The sequence below is a fragment of the Seohaeicola zhoushanensis genome, from assembly GCF_014656415.1.
Lineage (GTDB): Bacteria > Pseudomonadota > Alphaproteobacteria > Rhodobacterales > Rhodobacteraceae > Seohaeicola_A > Seohaeicola_A zhoushanensis.
In genome coordinates this window covers 73,398-88,284 of sequence record NZ_BNCJ01000012.1, presented here as the reverse complement: position 1 = coordinate 88,284, position 14,887 = coordinate 73,398, and the positions used below count along the sequence as shown (strand labels likewise).

General features: G+C 67.3%; 14 protein-coding genes. 4 read left to right on the top strand and 10 right to left on the bottom strand.

The features are described 5' to 3' along the window. Positions 1-433: 433 nt before the first annotated feature. The 6 genes from IE266_RS18000 to rpiA all read right to left on the bottom strand — a co-directional run bounded on the left by IE266_RS18000 (position 434) and on the right by rpiA (position 6,749). Positions 434-1,921 (bottom strand): DegQ family serine endoprotease, encoded by a 1,488-nt coding sequence (locus IE266_RS18000; protein WP_229864252.1) that lies wholly within the window; start codon positions 1,919-1,921, stop codon positions 434-436. Between the two features lie 132 nt (positions 1,922-2,053). Continuing rightward, positions 2,054-2,248, bottom strand: coding sequence for a DUF2065 domain-containing protein (locus IE266_RS17995; RefSeq protein WP_189681502.1), 195 nt, complete (start codon positions 2,246-2,248; stop codon positions 2,054-2,056). A 9-nt stretch (positions 2,249-2,257) separates the two neighbouring features. Further along, positions 2,258-3,169, bottom strand: coding sequence for a protease modulator HflC (gene hflC, locus IE266_RS17990; protein WP_189681501.1), 912 nt, complete (start codon positions 3,167-3,169; stop codon positions 2,258-2,260). Continuing rightward, the gene (hflK, locus tag IE266_RS17985) at positions 3,169-4,329 is read right to left on the bottom strand and encodes an FtsH protease activity modulator HflK (protein ID WP_189681500.1); all 1,161 of its coding nucleotides are present in this window, start codon (positions 4,327-4,329) and stop codon (positions 3,169-3,171) included. Before hflK ends, hflC begins: the two co-directional genes overlap by 1 nt. A gap of 73 nt (positions 4,330-4,402) precedes the next feature. After that, on the bottom strand, positions 4,403-5,755 hold the full coding sequence (gor, locus tag IE266_RS17980) for a glutathione-disulfide reductase (RefSeq protein WP_189681499.1): 1,353 nt from the start codon (positions 5,753-5,755) through the stop codon (positions 4,403-4,405). A 205-nt stretch (positions 5,756-5,960) separates the two neighbouring features. Then, positions 5,961-6,749: a ribose-5-phosphate isomerase RpiA gene (rpiA, locus tag IE266_RS17975; RefSeq protein ID WP_189681498.1), complete on the bottom strand. Its 789-nt coding sequence runs from the start codon at positions 6,747-6,749 to the stop codon at positions 5,961-5,963. Between the two features lie 244 nt (positions 6,750-6,993). Between rpiA and IE266_RS17970 the strand changes: the two genes are divergently transcribed. Beyond that, positions 6,994-7,698: a glutathione S-transferase family protein gene (locus IE266_RS17970; protein WP_189681497.1), complete on the top strand. Its 705-nt coding sequence runs from the start codon at positions 6,994-6,996 to the stop codon at positions 7,696-7,698. Further along, positions 7,698-9,071 carry an L-serine ammonia-lyase gene (locus IE266_RS17965; RefSeq protein ID WP_189681496.1) on the top strand — a complete coding sequence of 458 codons (1,374 nt, stop codon included), beginning with the start codon at positions 7,698-7,700 and terminating at the stop codon, positions 9,069-9,071. The genes IE266_RS17970 and IE266_RS17965 overlap by 1 nt, the downstream gene beginning before the upstream one ends. Positions 9,072-9,074: 3 nt before the next feature. On the opposite strand, the gene IE266_RS17960 is transcribed toward IE266_RS17965, so the two are convergent. The 3 genes from IE266_RS17960 to IE266_RS17950 are packed head-to-tail and all read right to left on the bottom strand — an operon-like array spanning position 9,075 to position 11,089. Further along, positions 9,075-9,662 carry a thiamine pyrophosphate-dependent enzyme gene (locus tag IE266_RS17960; RefSeq protein WP_189681495.1) on the bottom strand — a complete coding sequence of 196 codons (588 nt, stop codon included), beginning with the start codon at positions 9,660-9,662 and terminating at the stop codon, positions 9,075-9,077. Next, the gene (locus IE266_RS17955) at positions 9,650-10,168 is read right to left on the bottom strand and encodes a thiamine pyrophosphate-binding protein (protein WP_189681494.1); all 519 of its coding nucleotides are present in this window, start codon (positions 10,166-10,168) and stop codon (positions 9,650-9,652) included. The genes IE266_RS17960 and IE266_RS17955 overlap by 13 nt, the downstream gene beginning before the upstream one ends. Before the next feature lie 3 nt (positions 10,169-10,171). Further along, entirely contained in the window at positions 10,172-11,089 is a 918-nt protein-coding gene (locus IE266_RS17950; RefSeq protein ID WP_189681493.1) for an NAD(P)-dependent oxidoreductase, read from the bottom strand. 176 nt (positions 11,090-11,265) lie between these two features. Between IE266_RS17950 and IE266_RS17945 the strand changes: the two genes are divergently transcribed. After that, positions 11,266-12,219, top strand: a complete 954-nt coding sequence (locus IE266_RS17945; RefSeq protein ID WP_189681492.1) for a DMT family transporter — start codon at positions 11,266-11,268, stop codon at positions 12,217-12,219. On the opposite strand, the gene IE266_RS17940 is transcribed toward IE266_RS17945, so the two are convergent. After that, the gene (locus tag IE266_RS17940; RefSeq protein WP_189681491.1) at positions 12,188-12,868 is read right to left on the bottom strand and encodes a thiamine diphosphokinase; all 681 of its coding nucleotides are present in this window, start codon (positions 12,866-12,868) and stop codon (positions 12,188-12,190) included. The genes IE266_RS17945 and IE266_RS17940 overlap by 32 nt on opposite strands. Before the next feature lie 139 nt (positions 12,869-13,007). Between IE266_RS17940 and IE266_RS17935 the strand changes: the two genes are divergently transcribed. Further along, on the top strand, positions 13,008-14,783 hold the full coding sequence (locus IE266_RS17935) for a hypothetical protein (protein WP_189681490.1): 1,776 nt from the start codon (positions 13,008-13,010) through the stop codon (positions 14,781-14,783). Positions 14,784-14,887: the final 104 nt, after the last annotated feature.

Genomic DNA, 14,887 nt, shown 5'->3' with positions numbered 1-14,887 from the left:
CACATACCCCGCAGGCCCGATTTGCGACTGTGAGCCTACGAGGTCGCGCTGTCCCATCCCCAACCGAAGGCGGACCCGAGAAAGAAGGAACCGAAGATGCCGCACAGCTCCTCCCCCTCCCTGCGGCGCGGTTTCGGGAAGACCCTGTTCGGCACGGGCTGGCAGCCATCCCCGTCCCCGGCCGCCCGTGTCGACAGGCCTCAACCGGGAAACCGGCGGTAAAGTAACGAGTAAGTAGATAGTGCAGTAACGAGTGTTCTGGTTCTTGTTTCGTAAAGAGTGCTCCGGCCATTTGCCGGGAAAGGCCACTATAAGGCCGACCAGGTGCCAAGGTTTGTAAAATCGTATTTTCACGAGACGTTTGAGAAGGAAAAAGGCCATGTGCTCGCGCACATGGCCTGTTTTCTTTGCAGGGTAGCGCCGCTACCGCGGCTTACTTCTCTTCCAGCGACAGCGCCACGAAGCGCGGCTCGCCAGCGCGGCGCACCAGCAGCAGCAGCGACTTGCGCCCCGCCTCGGTGGCCTCGGCGATCCGCGCGTCGAGATCGGCGAGCTTGGTCAGCTTCTGCTGCCCCGCCTCGGTGATGAGATCTCCGGTGCGCAGGCCCTTCTCGAAGGCTTCCGAAGATTCGTCCACCGCCGTCACGATCAGCCCCTCGGCATCGTCGGCGAGGTTCAGTTCCGACCTCTTGTCGTCGGTCAGCACGCTCAGCGTGAGGCCGAGCACCGATTTCTCGGTGACATCGGGCGCGGCGCCCGGCTCATCGGAGGGCGCGTCGGTGCGCTCGGCATCCTCGCGCCGGCCCAGGGTGACAGTCAGCGTCTGGGTCTTGCCCTCGCGCCAGACCACCACGCGCACGGCCTTGCCGACCTGCGTGTTGCCGACCTGGCGGACGAGCCCGCGGGTGTCGGCGACATCGACGCCGTCAAAGCTCACGATGACGTCGCCCGAAAGCATCCCGGCCTCTTTCGCCGGGCCTTCCGGCACGTCGGTAATCAGCGCGCCGGCGGCCTTCTCGAGGCCCATCGCCTCGGCCACGTCGGCGGTCACGTCCTGGATGCGCACGCCCAGCCAGCCGCGGCGGGTCTCGCCGAACTCGCGCAGCTGGCTCACCACCTTGGAGACCACGTTCGAGGCCATCGAGAAGCCGATGCCGATGGACCCGCCGTTGGGAGACAGGATCGCGGTGTTCACGCCGATGACCTGGCCGTCCATGTTGAACAGCGGCCCGCCCGAGTTGCCCCGGTTGATGGCGGCATCGGTCTGGATAAAGTCGTCATAGCTGCCCGAAAGCGCGCGGTTGCGTGCCGAGACGATGCCGACGCTGACCGAGAAGCCCTGGCCCAGCGGGTTGCCCATGGCCATGACCCAGTCGCCCACGCGGGCCGAGTCGCTGTCGCCGAAGCTGACGAAGGGCAGCGGCGCGTCGGCCTCGACCTTCAACAGCGCGATGTCGGTGTTCTTGTCGGTGCCGACGACCTTGGCGGGGAACTTCTTGCCCGAGAAGAATTCCACCTCGATCTCGTCCGCGCCCTCGATGACGTGGTTGTTGGTGACGACGAAGCCGTCCTCCGAGATCACGAAGCCCGACCCCAGCGCCGAGGAGCGGCGCGGACGCGGCGCTTCGCCGTTGGGGTTGTTGCGGTTCTGGAAGTCGCGGAAGAAATCCTCGAAGGGCGAGCCTTCGGGCACGATACCCTGCGGGCCGGTGCGGCCTTCGACCAGCGTCGAGGTGGTGATGTTCACGACCGAAGGGCTGATCTGCTCGGCCAGAGGCGCGAGGCTGTCGGGCCGGGCCTGGGCCAGCGTCGCCTGCACCAGCAGGACCACCACCGCCAGGAAGCCGAGCCAGAGCATCCGCAGGGCGGGTGCCGGATCATGCCCAAGGGCGCGGGTCTGGGAAATGGCCTTTGGCTGCACGTGTAATCTCCTCACTCGATGGGCCAGCGGCGCGCACGGCGGAGTGCGGGCCGCTGTTGTGAGGGTCAATGTAGTCACTTCTGCCGGCCCCGGAAAGTCCGATACAGGCGTTCAACGTTATGTGACTTCGGCTCAGCCGCCGATGGCGCGGGCGAGCCAGAGCAGGATCAGCCCCGAGATCACGGCCAGCGCGCCAAGCTGGCGCCGCGCGGCCTCGGGGAGGTCGCGCAGCGCCTGGAGCATCTTCTCGACGCTGGAGGGGGCGAGCGCCCAGAGGGCGCCCTCGAGGATCAGAACCAGCCCGAAGGCGACCAGAACCTTGCCCAATCGCGTTCCTTACTGGCTGACGGGCGCAGCGCCCGCGGCCGGGGCGGCCGCGCCGCCCGGCGACTTCAGGTAGTTGAAGAACTCCGAGTCGGGCGAAAGCACCATCGACGAGTTGTTGCCCGGCAGCGCCTTCACATAGGCGTTGAGCGAGCGGTAGAACTCGAAGAATTCCGGGTCCTTGCCGAAGGCCTCGGCGAAGATGCCGTTGCGCTGCGCGTCGGCCTCGCCTCGGGTGATCTCGGCCTCCTTGCGGGCCTCCGAGACCAGTTCGACCACGGTCCGGTCGGCCTGCGCGCGAACCCGCTGCGCGGCTTCCTCGCCGCGGGCGCGCTCGTCGGTTGCCTCGCGTTCACGCTCGGCGCGCATCCGGTCGAAGGTGGCGGCAAGGTTCTGCTCGGGCAGCGCGGTCTGCTTGAGGCGGACGTCGACCACCTCCAGCCCCAGTGGCCCGGCCAGCGCCTGGGTCGACGCGGTGATCCGCGACATCAGCGCCGAACGGTCCGACGACAGGATGGTGTTCGAGGTCACACCCTCCGAACCGAGAACGGCGCGGACCTGCGCGTTGAGGATGCCTTCGAGCCGGTCCTCGGCCACGTTCAGGCCGCCGGTGCCAACCGCCTGGCGGAACCGCACCACATCGGCGATGCGATAGCGCGCGAAGGCGTCGACCACGAGACGACGGTCATCCGAGGGGGTGACCTCGGTCGCCTGGGTGTCGAGCGACAGGATCCGGTCGTCGTAGCGGACGACTTCCTGGATCAACGGAATCTTGAACGCGAGGCCCGGTTCTTCCTTGACGCTCTTGATCTGGCCGAATTGCAGCACCAGTGCCTTTTCGCGTTCATCCACGATGAAGACCGAGGAGAGCGCGACGACAGCCGCCACCACAACGACGGGAAGGATGAAGGTCGACTTGCCCATCACTTGCCCTCCGCCGATGCGCCCGAACGGCGCAGCTCGTTCAGCGGCAGGTAGGGCACCACGCCCTGGCCGCCGCCCGACTGTTCGTCGAGGATGATCTTGTCGAGGTTGCCGAGCACTTCTTCCATCGTCTCCAGGTAGAGGCGCTTGCGGGTCACTTCCGGCGCCTTTTGGTATTCGGCAAGCACCGCCGTAAAGCGGCTGGCCTCACCCTCGGCCTCGTTGACGACGCGGGCGCGATAGGCCTCGGCCTCTTCCAGCAGCTGCGCGGCTTCACCGCGCGCACCGGCCAGAACCCGGTTGGCATAGGCGTCGGCCTGGCGTTCCAGACGATCGCGTTCCTGCTCGGCGGCCTGCACGTCGCGGAAGGCGTCGATTACCGAACTTGGCGGGTCGGCCTTGTCGAGGTTGAGGCGGACGATGTTGACCCCGGACTGGTAGCTGTCGAGAGTCGACTGGATCAGCGTCTGCACGTCATCGGCGATGCTCTGACGGTCGCGGTTGAGGATCGGTGCCAGTTCCGACTTGGCGATCACCTCGCGCATGGCCGACTCGCTGACCGCACGGATCGTCTCGGTCGGCTCGGCCACGTTGAACAGGAACAGCGCCGGGTCGTTGATGTTCCAGACCACCTGGAAGTCGATGTCGACGATATTCTCGTCGGTGGTCAGCATCAGCCCGTCCGGGGTGCGGCCGGTGCGGCCGTTGCCGATCTGCTCGGTCTGTTCGCGGGTGACCGGGATCACCTCGGCGGTGACCAGCGGCCAGGGGGCAAAGTTCAGGCCCGGCTCGCCGATGCCCGAGAACTTGCCGAGGAACAGCTCGACCGATTTTTCTTCCGGCTTGACGGTGTAGAAGCTGGCGAGGCCCCAGACCACCACGGCGGCGATCACGCCCAGGCCGATGGTGCCGCGGGTGAACATCGGGCCGCTCGGAGTCCGGCCGCCATTCGAGCCGCCCCCGCCATTGCCGCGCCCGCCCATCAGGACGCGCAGCTGTTCCTGGCCCTTGCGGACGAGATCGTCGATCTCGGGAATGCCCTGGCCTTCGGGACGCCGTCCGCCGCCGCTGTTGCGATCGTCGCCGCCGCCGTTGCCCCGGTTGCCTCCGCCACCGGAAGAGCCTCCGCCCCCCCAGGGGCCGCCACTATTGCCCGCCATGCCTTGTGTTTCTCCTCTTACAGCCGCGGCCTGTTGCGGCATTGTCTTATACTGGATTGACTGTCGCGTCCAATCAGGCGCTGCGCACCGATGTCCGCATGGTCACGATCTCCTCCGACATGGTCGGATGGACCGCCACGGTGCGGTCGAAATCTTCCTTGGTCGCACCCATCTTCACCGCGATGCCGGCAAGCTGGATCATCTCGCCCGCGTTCGGCGCCACGATGTGGCAGCCGAGCACCCGGCGCGTGGCCTTGCTGACCACCAGCTTCATCAACACCCGGTCTTCCGAGCCGATGAAGGCCGTCTGCATCGGCCTGAACGTGGTCGAGTAGATCTCGACCGGCTCGCCCGCAGCCGCCTCGGTGACACCGACGGTGCCCAGCTCGGGCTGGGTGAAGACCGCGCTGGGGATCAGCTCGTGATCGACCGGCGTGGGCTTGCCGCGGAAGACGGTGTCGACAAAGGCCATGCCCTCGCGGATCGCCACCGGGGTCAGGTTCCAGCGGTCGGTCACGTCGCCAATGGCATAGATCGAGGGCACCGCCGTCTGGCTGTATTCATCGACGACGACCGCGCCATTGGCCTTCAGCGCCACGCCCAGCGCCTCGAAGCCGAGACCACGGGTGTTGGGCGCGCGGCCGGTGGCGAAAAGCACCTTGCCGAAGGTCTGCACGCCGCCTTCGGTATCCGTGACCCGGATCGCGTCGCCGTCCTGCTCCAGCTTCACGGCGTTGGTGTTCACCCGCAGGTCGACACCCTTGCGGCGCATCTCCTCGGCGACAAGGGTGCGCGCCTCGTCGTCGAAGCCGCGCAGGATCTGTTCGCCGCGGTAGAACTGCGTCACCTGCACGCCCATGCCCGACAGGATGCAGGCGAATTCGCAGGCGATGAAACCGCCGCCGACGATCAGGATCCGCTCGGGCAGCGCGTCCAGGTGGAAGATGTCGTTCGAGGTGATGGCCAGCTCGGCCCCTTCGACCTCGGGCAGCGTCGGATGGCCGCCGGTGGCGACCAGGATGTGCTTGGCGGTCTTGGTCTCGCCGCTGGACAGCTGCACCGTATGGGCATCGACCAGCGTGGCGCGGGCGTCGAAGGTCTCGACCCCGGCACCGGCCAGCAGGCGGCGGTAGATGCCTTCCAGCCGGTCAAGCTCGGCATGGAGCCTTGTGCGGAAGGCCATCCAGTCGAAGCGGCCCTCGGGAATATCCCAGCCATAGCCCGCGGCATCGGCGCTGAGGCGGCCGAACTCCGAGGCGAAGACCATCAGTTTCTTGGGCACGCAGCCCCGTATGACGCAGGTGCCGCCATAGCGGTCTTCCTCGGCCAGCGCGACCTTGGCGCCTGTCTCGCCCGCGGCCACGCGCGCGGCACGCACGCCGCCCGAGCCGCCGCCGATCACGAAGAGGTCATAGTCGAAAGTCATCCGTCGCCTGTCCCAGAAATCCGTTCCGCCGGTTTATTTCACAAGCGCCGGTTCATGACCATAGAAGTTGGGTATTGAGATGCGCCATGCCAAGGGGCCGCGATCACATTTGGGTCAGCGGAAGAAACATCCGGGGCCGAAGCGCCCCCTCACCCTGACCCTCTCCCCCGAGGGGAGAGGGAAGCGCCCCACCCTGGCGGAGGGTTCAGTCGTAGAGGTCGCTGAACAGGTTCTCGGTCTCGACGAACTCGACCCGCTCCTGCTCGATCGTGCCCTTGTGGATGTCGCGCATCTCGACCCGGCCGTCGCCGTGACCGATGCAGACCAGGTCGCAGATGTCGATGAACAGCCCGTTCTCGACCACGCCGGGCATCTGGTTGATGACCAGCGCCATCTGGCGCGGGTTGCCGATGCGCTGCAGATGCAGGTCGAGGATGTAGTTGCCCTCGTCCGTCACAAAGGGCTTGGCCCCGTTCATCCGCAGCGTGGTCTGGCGGCCGAGCACGTCGAGCGAGATCAGCGTCTCCTCGACCAGCGCCTGGGTGGTCTGCCAGCCGAAGGGGATCACCTCGATCGGCAGCGGAAAGGCCCCCAGCGTCCCGACTTCCTTCCCGGCGTCCGCGATCACCACCATCATGTCCGAAGCAGCCGCGACGATCTTCTCCTGCAGCAGCGCGCCGCCGCCGCCCTTGATGAGGTTGAGGTTGCCATCGAACTCGTCAGCCCCGTCGATGGTGATGTCGAGCCAGCGCGCCTCGTCGAGGCTGATGACGTTGATCCCCACCTCTCGCGCCAGCGCAGCGGTGCGCGACGAGGTCGGCACGCCACGGATCTTGAGACCATCCTCGCGCACCATCTCGCCCAGGCAGCGCACCAGCCAGGCTGCGGTCGAACCGGTGCCGAGCCCCACGCGCATACCATCCTCGACCAGGTCGGCCGCCCGGCGGGCAGCCGCGTATTTCGCCTTGTCGATAGGTGAAAGCGTTCCGCGCATGAGGCCGTCTCCCGATGGTTTCGACGGCGGTTATAGAAGAGTTGGCGCGCCGGAGCGAGGGGGGAACCTGCCCCGCGGCCACAGTTCTGTCGGCTTGGACGCGACAAGCGGCGCTTGTCAGCAGGACCGGCAGCCCCTCGCCGCCCGGCAGGGCCGACCACCGATACACGGTCCCGGTGCGAAAACCGCTGCAATATGTCGTATCTGGCTCAAACCGGCGCGGCAAACAGGCTATCAACCCGACATGCGCCCGCCCTACCGCCTCCACTACGCCCCCGACAACGCCTCGCTGGTGATCCGGCTGACGCTGGAAGAGCACGGCCTTCCCTACGAGACCGCGCTGGTCGACCGCGCGACACGCGGCCACAAGGCGCCGGGCTATCTACAGCTCAATCCCAACGGTCTGATCCCGGTGTTGGAAACGCCCGAGGGCGCGCTGTTCGAGACGGCGGCGATCCTGCTCTGGCTGGGCGACCGCCACGGGCATGGCCCCGCCCCGCAGGACGCGGATCGCGGCGCCTACCTCAAGTGGCTCTTCTTCGCCTCCAACACGCTGCACGCCGACATGCGGATGACCTTCTACCCGTCGCTCTACATCGGCGAGGATGCCGATGCACAGGCTACGCTGGTGCGCCACATACAGACCCGCCTTGCCACCCATCTCGGCCATCTCGACGCGCTTGCCGCCGCGCGCCCCCGGTGGCTCGACCCCGATGCGCCAACCGGGCTCTGCTGGTATCTCGCCTGCATGATGCGCTGGATGGCGATCTATCCCAGCGCCCACGACCGCAGCTGGTTCCGCCTCGCCGACACCCCTGCCCTTGCCGAACTGCTCGCCGCGCTGGAAACCCGCCCCGCGACATGCAATGCCGATATCGCCGAGGGTCTCGGCCCGACGCCCTTCACCGCCCCGCGCCTCGCCACGCCACCCGAAGGATCTGCCACCTGATGTTTCTCTCCGTCTTCGACATGTTCAAGGTCGGCATCGGCCCCTCCTCCTCGCATACCATGGGACCGATGGTCGCCGCCGCGCGGTTCCTCGACAAGATGCGCGCCGCGCCCTTCTCCTTCGCCGGGCTGCGCGCCAGCCTGCACGGCTCGCTCGCCTTCACCGGGGTGGGCCATGCCACCGACCGCGCCACCATCCTCGGCCTCGCCGGGTTCGAGCCTGCGACCTATGACGCCGACAAGGCCGCCAAGGCCCTGGCCGAGATCAAGGCCACCCACCAGGTCACGCCCGAGGGCCTTCCGGCGTTGCGGTTCAACCCGGCAACCGACCTGGTCTTCGACTACGACCGCGCGCTGCCGGGCCATGCCAACGGCATGATCCTGATGGCCACCGACGCCCAGGGCGACGTGATCCTGAGCCAGGTCTACTACTCCATCGGCGGCGGCTTCGTGATGACCGAGGAGGAACTGGCCGCCGGCAAGGCCACCGACGAGGGCGCCCCGGTCCCCTTCCCCTTCAAGTCCGCCGCCGAGATGCTCGAGATGGCCCGTACCTCTGGCAAGACCATCGCTGGCATGAAGCGCGCCAACGAGGTGTCGCGCAACGGCGAGACCAACCTGAAGGCAGGCACGGCGCGGATCTGGCAGGTGATGAACGACTGCATCGACCGGGGGCTGACCAGCGACGGCACCCTGCCGGGCGGGCTGCAGGTCAAGCGGCGGGCCAAGGCGATCCACGAGGCGCTGCTGGCCGAGCGCGGGCTGAACCTGACGCCGCCGCATTCGATCAACGACTGGATGAGCGCCTATGCCATGGCGGTGAACGAGGAGAACGCCGCCGGCGGCCAGGTCGTCACCGCCCCGACCAACGGCGCGGCGGGCGTGGTGCCGGCGGTGCTGCGCTACTACCTCGACCACGTGCCCGGCGCCTCGAAATCGCATGTCGAGGACTTCCTGCTGACAGCCGCCGCCATCGGCGGGCTGGTCAAATACAACGCCTCGATCTCCGGCGCCGAGGCCGGCTGCCAGGCCGAGGTCGGCAGCGCCAGCGCCATGGCGGCGGCGGGCCTCTGCGCGGTGATGGGGGGCACCCCCGCCCAGGTCGAGAACGCCGCCGAGATCGCACTCGAGCATCACCTCGGCATGACATGCGACCCGGTGAAGGGGCTGGTTCAGGTGCCCTGCATCGAGCGCAACGGCCTCGGCGCGATCAAGGCCGTCAGCGCCGCCAGCCTCGCCCTGCGCGGCGACGGCACCCACCTGGTCCCGCTCGACGCCTGCATCGAGACGATGCGCCAGACCGGCGAGGACATGAGCGCGAAATACAAGGAAACCTCGCTCGGCGGCCTCGCCGTCAACGTGCCGAACTGCTAAGGCTCAGATCGGACTGAACCCAAGCGCCTCGCGGAAGCGGTTCTTGATGTAGGGGCCGTCACGCGGCGGCAAAACGCGGGGCGGGTTGTCGGCGCGGATCTTGACCGAGGCGAGCGTCAGGGCGTCACGGGCGGCAACATGCCCGCGCAGAACTTCGACCTCCTCCATCGTCGTGATCCGCAGGGTGCGGGGGAAGGTGCAGGCCTCGGCCACCCGGTCCAGCTCGATGCCCCGCGCCGCATGGCTCTCCTGCATCCCGGTCTCACCGAAATGCCCGTTGTCGAGCACCGCGATGGTCAGGTTGCGCGGGGCCTTGACGGCGATGGTCGCCAGCGCGCCGAAACCCATCAACGCCTCGCCATCGCCGGTTATGACCAGCACCGACTTGTCGGGCTGCGTCATCGCCAGCCCGAGACCCACTGTCATGGCCGAGCCCATAGCCGCCCAGAGATAATAGTTCATCGCATGGTCGCCGGCTGCCATCACGTCATAGGAGGCCGAGCCGAGGCCGGTCACAACCAGCATGTCCCTGCGCCCCTCCAGCAGGGTCGCCACCGCCGCGCGGCGGTCCAGAACGGTCACTTCACCCATTTCTTCTCTCCGATCAGTCGCTGGCCCAGCAGCAGCGCGCAGGCCTGGTCGCCGTTGAAGGCCATGCCCGCGGCGCCGTTCAGCAGCGGCACCACGTCCTGCGGCGCATCCGCGCGCCAGGTCAGCACGCCCATGCTGCGCAGGACCGTTTCGGTCGCCTGCCCCATCGGGTTCTGCCAGGGATTGAACTCGGCCCAGTCGCCGCGCATCGTCACCACCATCAGCAGCGGAATGCGCGCCATCTGGTTCAGCGCCAGCGTGTTGATGCAATTGCCCACGCCCGAGGACTGGATCAGCAGCGCGCCGCGCTGCCCGCCGAGATGGACCCCGGCGAGATAGCCGATGCCTTCCTCCTCGGTCGTGAGCACCAGCGAGGTCATCTCGTTGTCGGCCTCGGCCAGCTTGATCGCCGCCGAATGGCCCGCGTCGGGGACATAGGCGATGTGGCGCACGTCGTGGCTTTTCAGGACGCGGTAGATCTCGTCCTGCCATTGGTTCTCACTCATCGGTCATACCCTGTGGCGCGAGTTGTGGGGCAGGCGCGGCGGGGTCAGGCCGTTGGCGTCGCAGGCGGCGTCGAGCATCCCCGAGAAATCGGTGCCGCCGAAGCCACGGGCGCGCGCCTGCGAGAAGGACTCACGCGCGGCCGCCGCCATCGGCATCGGCACCTTGGCGACATTGGCGCTCTCGACCACCAGCGTCAGGTCCTTGTGCGCGAGGTCGATGGTGAAGCCCGGCTTGGTATCGCCGATCAGGCATTTCGAGGCCCAGTTGACCTTGAGCTGACCGTTGGTCGCCGTGGTCCCGTGAAGCACGTCCAGCGTGCTTTCCAGATCGAGCCCGAAACCTTGCGCCAGCGTCAGCGCCTCGGCGTTGAGCTGGCAGAGCGAGACCGCGAGGAAGTTGTTGACGATCTTCGTCCGCGTGCCGGCGCCGCAGTCGCCGCAGTGATAGATCGTGGTGCCCATCGCCTCCATCGCCGGCTTCACCCGCTGGAAGTCGGCCTCCGATGCGCCGACCATGAACAGCGACTGCCCGGCGTCGGCGTGGCTGGCAAGCCGCCCGACCGGCGCGTCGACAAAGCCCAGGCCCTTGGCCTTGCAGGCGCGGGCCGCGGAATCAGTGGTTTCCGGCGAGACCGTGCTCATGTCCATTACCAGCGCGCCCGGACGGGCCGCCGACAGGATGCCCTCGGGCCCCTCGATCACCTGTGTCACGATGGCCGAGTTCGGCAGCATGGTGATGATGATATCAGCCTGCGCCGCCACACCGGCCACGCTCTCGCCCCGGTCCGCGCCAAGGTCGACCAGCGTATCGACCGCCGCGCCGTTGATGTCATGCACGATGAGGGAGAACCCCTTCTTCACCATGTTCGACGCCATTGGCAGCCCCATTCGGCCGAGGCCGATGAACCCGATCTTTTCCATTCTTTCCTCCCTTCGCGCCGCCACCAGACCGGCCCGGCGCATTCCCTCACCTTCACACCTTAACCATCGCCGCGAGACTTTCCAGAAGGGTTGCTCGGGCGCGGTCAAGCAAGAGAAACGCGATGCCCCTCACTCAACTGTTGCGTGTTCCGATACGCGCATCTAGCGTTCTGAATATGAATGTGGATCGCCCAGTTCTCGGGGTTCTGCTGATGCTGGGCTTTTGCGTCGTCGCCCCCATGGGCGACGCGGTGGCCAAGCTGATCGGTCAGAGTATCCCCCTTGGCCAGCTTTTGCTGTTCCGTTTCGCCGTACAGGTCGCAGTTCTGCTCCCGCTGATCTGGCTTGGCCGCCGCGCCTGGCGGATGTCGGGTCGGGTGCTGCGCCTGACCATGCTGCGCACCCTGCTGCATATCCTCGGCATCGGCGCGATGTTCACCGCGCTGCAATACCTGCCGCTGGCCGATGCCGTCGCCATCGCCTTCGTCATGCCCTTCATCATGCTGCTGCTCGGCAAATACGTGCTTGGCGAAGAGGTCGGCTCGCGCCGCCTGATCGCCTGCGCGGTGGGTTTCGTCGGCACGCTGATGGTGATCCAGCCGAGCTTTGCCTCGGTCGGCTGGCCGGCGCTGCTGCCGGTGGCGGTGGCGTTCAACTTCGCCTTCTTCATGCTGGTGACGCGGCAGATCGCCAAGCAGACCGATCCGGTCGGCCTGCAGGCGGTCAGCGGCGGGATGGCGGTGGCGATCCTCGCCCCGGTGGTTCTCCTGGGCGAACGCATGGGCTGGACGCCGCTGGAACTCGTCACGCCGGACGGGCGCGAATGGGCGCTGCTGCTGACCATCGGCGTGCTGGGCAGCGTCGCACACCTGCTGATGACCTGGTCGCTGCGCTATGCGCCCTCGGCCACCCTGGCGCCGATGCAGTATCTCGAGATCCCGGTCGCCACGCTGATCGGCTGGCTGGTGTTCCACGACCTGCCCAACCGCCTCTCGGCGCTCGGCATCAGCGTGACCATCGCCGCCGGGCTCTACATCGTGCTGCGCGAAGGCCGGCTGGCGCGCGCGGCCGCCGCGCGCCGGGTCGACGAGCCGCACCTCACGGCAGAGCCGCACCCGCCGGAGATCTGAGCGCCGCGACCACATCGCCCAGCGCCTCGCGCGGGAAGATCCCGAGCAGGCCCGGACCATGGGTCTCGATCACCGCCGGGCCAGTCGCCCGGTTCGAGGTGCCGATCCGCCCCGCCGGCTCGAACATCAGCCCGTCGATCGGCCAGAGCAGCCCGGTCGACCGCCCCGAGACCCGCGCCATCGGAAACAATGAGACCACGTCGCCCGCCCGCGTCGGCAAGGCCAGCCGCGGCGGCAGGTGAAAGACCACCTCGTGCTGGCCGATCAGCACGCAGGATTGATGGCGAAACCGCACCAATGTGCTGAACGCCGCCAGTTGATGATCGACCCTGGCACCAAGAAAGCCGACGCCCAGCACCAGGGGCGCCGAGATTCGAGTCAACGCCTTGTCGAAATCCGTGCTATCCTGTTCTTCTACGGGAAACAGCCGATCCGCAGGAAGACGCACCTTGTCCGCTGCTCGCAGGGAGTCGAAATCGCCGATCACGGCAACCGGAACGTGGCCTGCCTCCAGCGCCGCGCCGGCTCCGGAGTCCGCCGCCACCAGCAACGGCGCATGGTCGAGCGCAAGGGCGATATCGCCCGGCCCGACGCTGCCGCCGCCAACCAGGGTCACCGGCGTTTCGGACCTGACTATTTTCTGGGTCATGCGAAAGTTAATCGCATTTTCAGGGAGTCACCACAATATGGCCACAAAATCATACGTTCAATTGCACAGATTCGGGCCGCTTTTGACGCTCTGAACATGGTTAATGCCAGCAAGACCCCAGGCAGAGGACGAGCAACCGATGGCGAATAGCAATAAGATCCTGACCGTGTCGTACGGAACGTTCTCGTGCACACTGGAAGGATTCGAGGATTCCTTCGGCACGATGAAGGAGATTGCAGAGTATTTCCGCGATCTCGCCGCCGATGACCGCTACTTCGGCGCTGAACCGCCGCAGCCCGACGCCGAGATGCTGGCCCGCATCGCCGAGAAGGAAGTCACCCGGCAGGTGCGCAGCCGGCAGGAGCCGAACCGCATCGTCCTGCGCGCGACCGACTACCAGCCCGCGGAAGAAGCGCCCGCGCCCGCCCCGAAACCCGCGCCGAAGCCGGCCGCCGCCAAACCGGCGGCTGTCGCTCCCGTTGCCGAAGCGCCGGCGGGCGACAGCATCGCCGCCAAGCTGCAACGCATCCGCGCCGTCGTCTCCGAGAACCCCACGACCCAGGGCCTGGTCGAAGACCCCGACGCCGAGGCGCCGCTTGCCGCCGATATCGGCGACCTGACCGCCGCGCTTGATATCGACGACGCCACCATGGCGCTCGAAGCCGAGGCCGACGACCTCGACGCCGGCGCCGAAATCGCCGCCACGCTCGACCGGATACAGGCCGGCGCCAACGATGCCTACGACGAGGTCTATGAAGAGGACGAACCGGTATCGGTCGCCACGCTGGCCCGCGCCCAGGAAGACTTCGTGCTGGAAGACGATTCGCTCCTGGCCGAGGAAGACAGCGCCGAGGACATCGAGGCGGATGAGGATACCGTCGCCGACGCAGGCACCGATGAAGACGAGGAACCGCCCGCCGCCGCGTCGAGCGGGCTGTTCTCGGATATCGGCGAGGACGACAACAGCTTCGAAGACGACGCTGACGACGAAATCGTCAACATCCTCGGCGAGGACGAGAACGGCGGCGCCCCGCGCCTGCTGAAACTGCGCCGCGCCGAACTCGACGCCGCCATCGCCGCCGGCGATATCGAGGAGGTCGAGGAAGACGAACCCGAAGCGGCAACGCTCAGCCCCGAGCAGGAAGCCGACCTGGCCCGCGAACTGGCCTCGGTGCTGGAAGGCGACGAGGAGGAAGAGGCCCTCGAAGAGGACGAACGCCCCGCCCGCGCCTTCGGCCAGTCGGAATCGGGCGCCGATGTCTCGCGCCTGATGGCCGATGCCGAAAAGCGCATGGACGAACCAGAAAGCTCGTCGAGCCGCGCGGCCTACAGCGCCCTGCGCGCCGCCGTGGCGGTGGCCAAGGCCGAGAAATCGGCCGGCAAGGATCTCGACGCCGATGCCACCGATGACGCCTACCGCGATGACCTCGCCAACGCGGTGCGCCCGCGCCGCCCTGTAACAGGTGCCGACGCACCGCGCCCCGAGCGCCCGGCCGACGGCTCGCGCCCGGCACCGCTGAAGCTGGTGGCCGAACAGCGTATCGACCTCGAAGAAGGGATGCGCGGCCCGGTGCGTCCGCGCCGCCTCTCGCAGGAAGTCGAGCTGGACGATGACGAACAGGACGACGACAACGGTTTCGCCCAATATGCCAAGGAACAGGGCGTGACCGAGCTGCCGCAGCTGCTCGAAGCCGCTGCCGCCTATCTCTCATTCGTCGAGGGGCAGGAGCAGTTCTCGCGGCCGCAGCTGATGCGCAAGCTGCGCCAGGTCGAGAACCAGGAGTTCAACCGCGAGGACGGGCTGCGCACCTTCGGCCAGCTGCTGCGCGACGGCAAGATCGAGAAGACCGGCGGCGGACGCTTCACCGCCTCCGACGACATCGGCTTCCGCCCCGACCGCCGCGCGGCGGGCTGAGGAACGCAAAGACATGCGATGGCGGCGGTCCCTCGGGGCCGCCGTTTTTCATTTGCGCACCTGCCGAGGTCGACGCCCCTTGAATGAGGGCGCATCGGGGGCCT

Excerpts from the sequence above, each read along its gene's own strand:
- hflC (WP_189681501.1), bottom strand. The coding sequence starts at position 3,169 with ATGGGCAAGTCGACCTTCATCCTTCCCGTCGTTGTGGTGGCGGCTGTC.
- hflK (WP_189681500.1), bottom strand. The coding sequence starts at position 4,329 with ATGGCGGGCAATAGTGGCGGCCCCTGGGGGGGCGGAGGCTCTTCCGGT.
- gor (WP_189681499.1), bottom strand. The coding sequence starts at position 5,755 with ATGACTTTCGACTATGACCTCTTCGTGATCGGCGGCGGCTCGGGCGGC.
- rpiA (WP_189681498.1), bottom strand. The coding sequence starts at position 6,749 with ATGCGCGGAACGCTTTCACCTATCGACAAGGCGAAATACGCGGCTGCC.
- IE266_RS17970 (WP_189681497.1), top strand. The coding sequence starts at position 6,994 with ATGCGCCCGCCCTACCGCCTCCACTACGCCCCCGACAACGCCTCGCTG.
- IE266_RS17965 (WP_189681496.1), top strand. The coding sequence starts at position 7,698 with ATGTTTCTCTCCGTCTTCGACATGTTCAAGGTCGGCATCGGCCCCTCC.
- IE266_RS17960 (WP_189681495.1), bottom strand. The coding sequence starts at position 9,662 with ATGGGTGAAGTGACCGTTCTGGACCGCCGCGCGGCGGTGGCGACCCTG.
- IE266_RS17955 (WP_189681494.1), bottom strand. The coding sequence starts at position 10,168 with ATGAGTGAGAACCAATGGCAGGACGAGATCTACCGCGTCCTGAAAAGC.
- IE266_RS17950 (WP_189681493.1), bottom strand. The coding sequence starts at position 11,089 with ATGGAAAAGATCGGGTTCATCGGCCTCGGCCGAATGGGGCTGCCAATG.
- IE266_RS17945 (WP_189681492.1), top strand. The coding sequence starts at position 11,266 with ATGAATGTGGATCGCCCAGTTCTCGGGGTTCTGCTGATGCTGGGCTTT.
- IE266_RS17940 (WP_189681491.1), bottom strand. The coding sequence starts at position 12,868 with ATGACCCAGAAAATAGTCAGGTCCGAAACGCCGGTGACCCTGGTTGGC.
- IE266_RS17935 (WP_189681490.1), top strand. The coding sequence starts at position 13,008 with ATGGCGAATAGCAATAAGATCCTGACCGTGTCGTACGGAACGTTCTCG.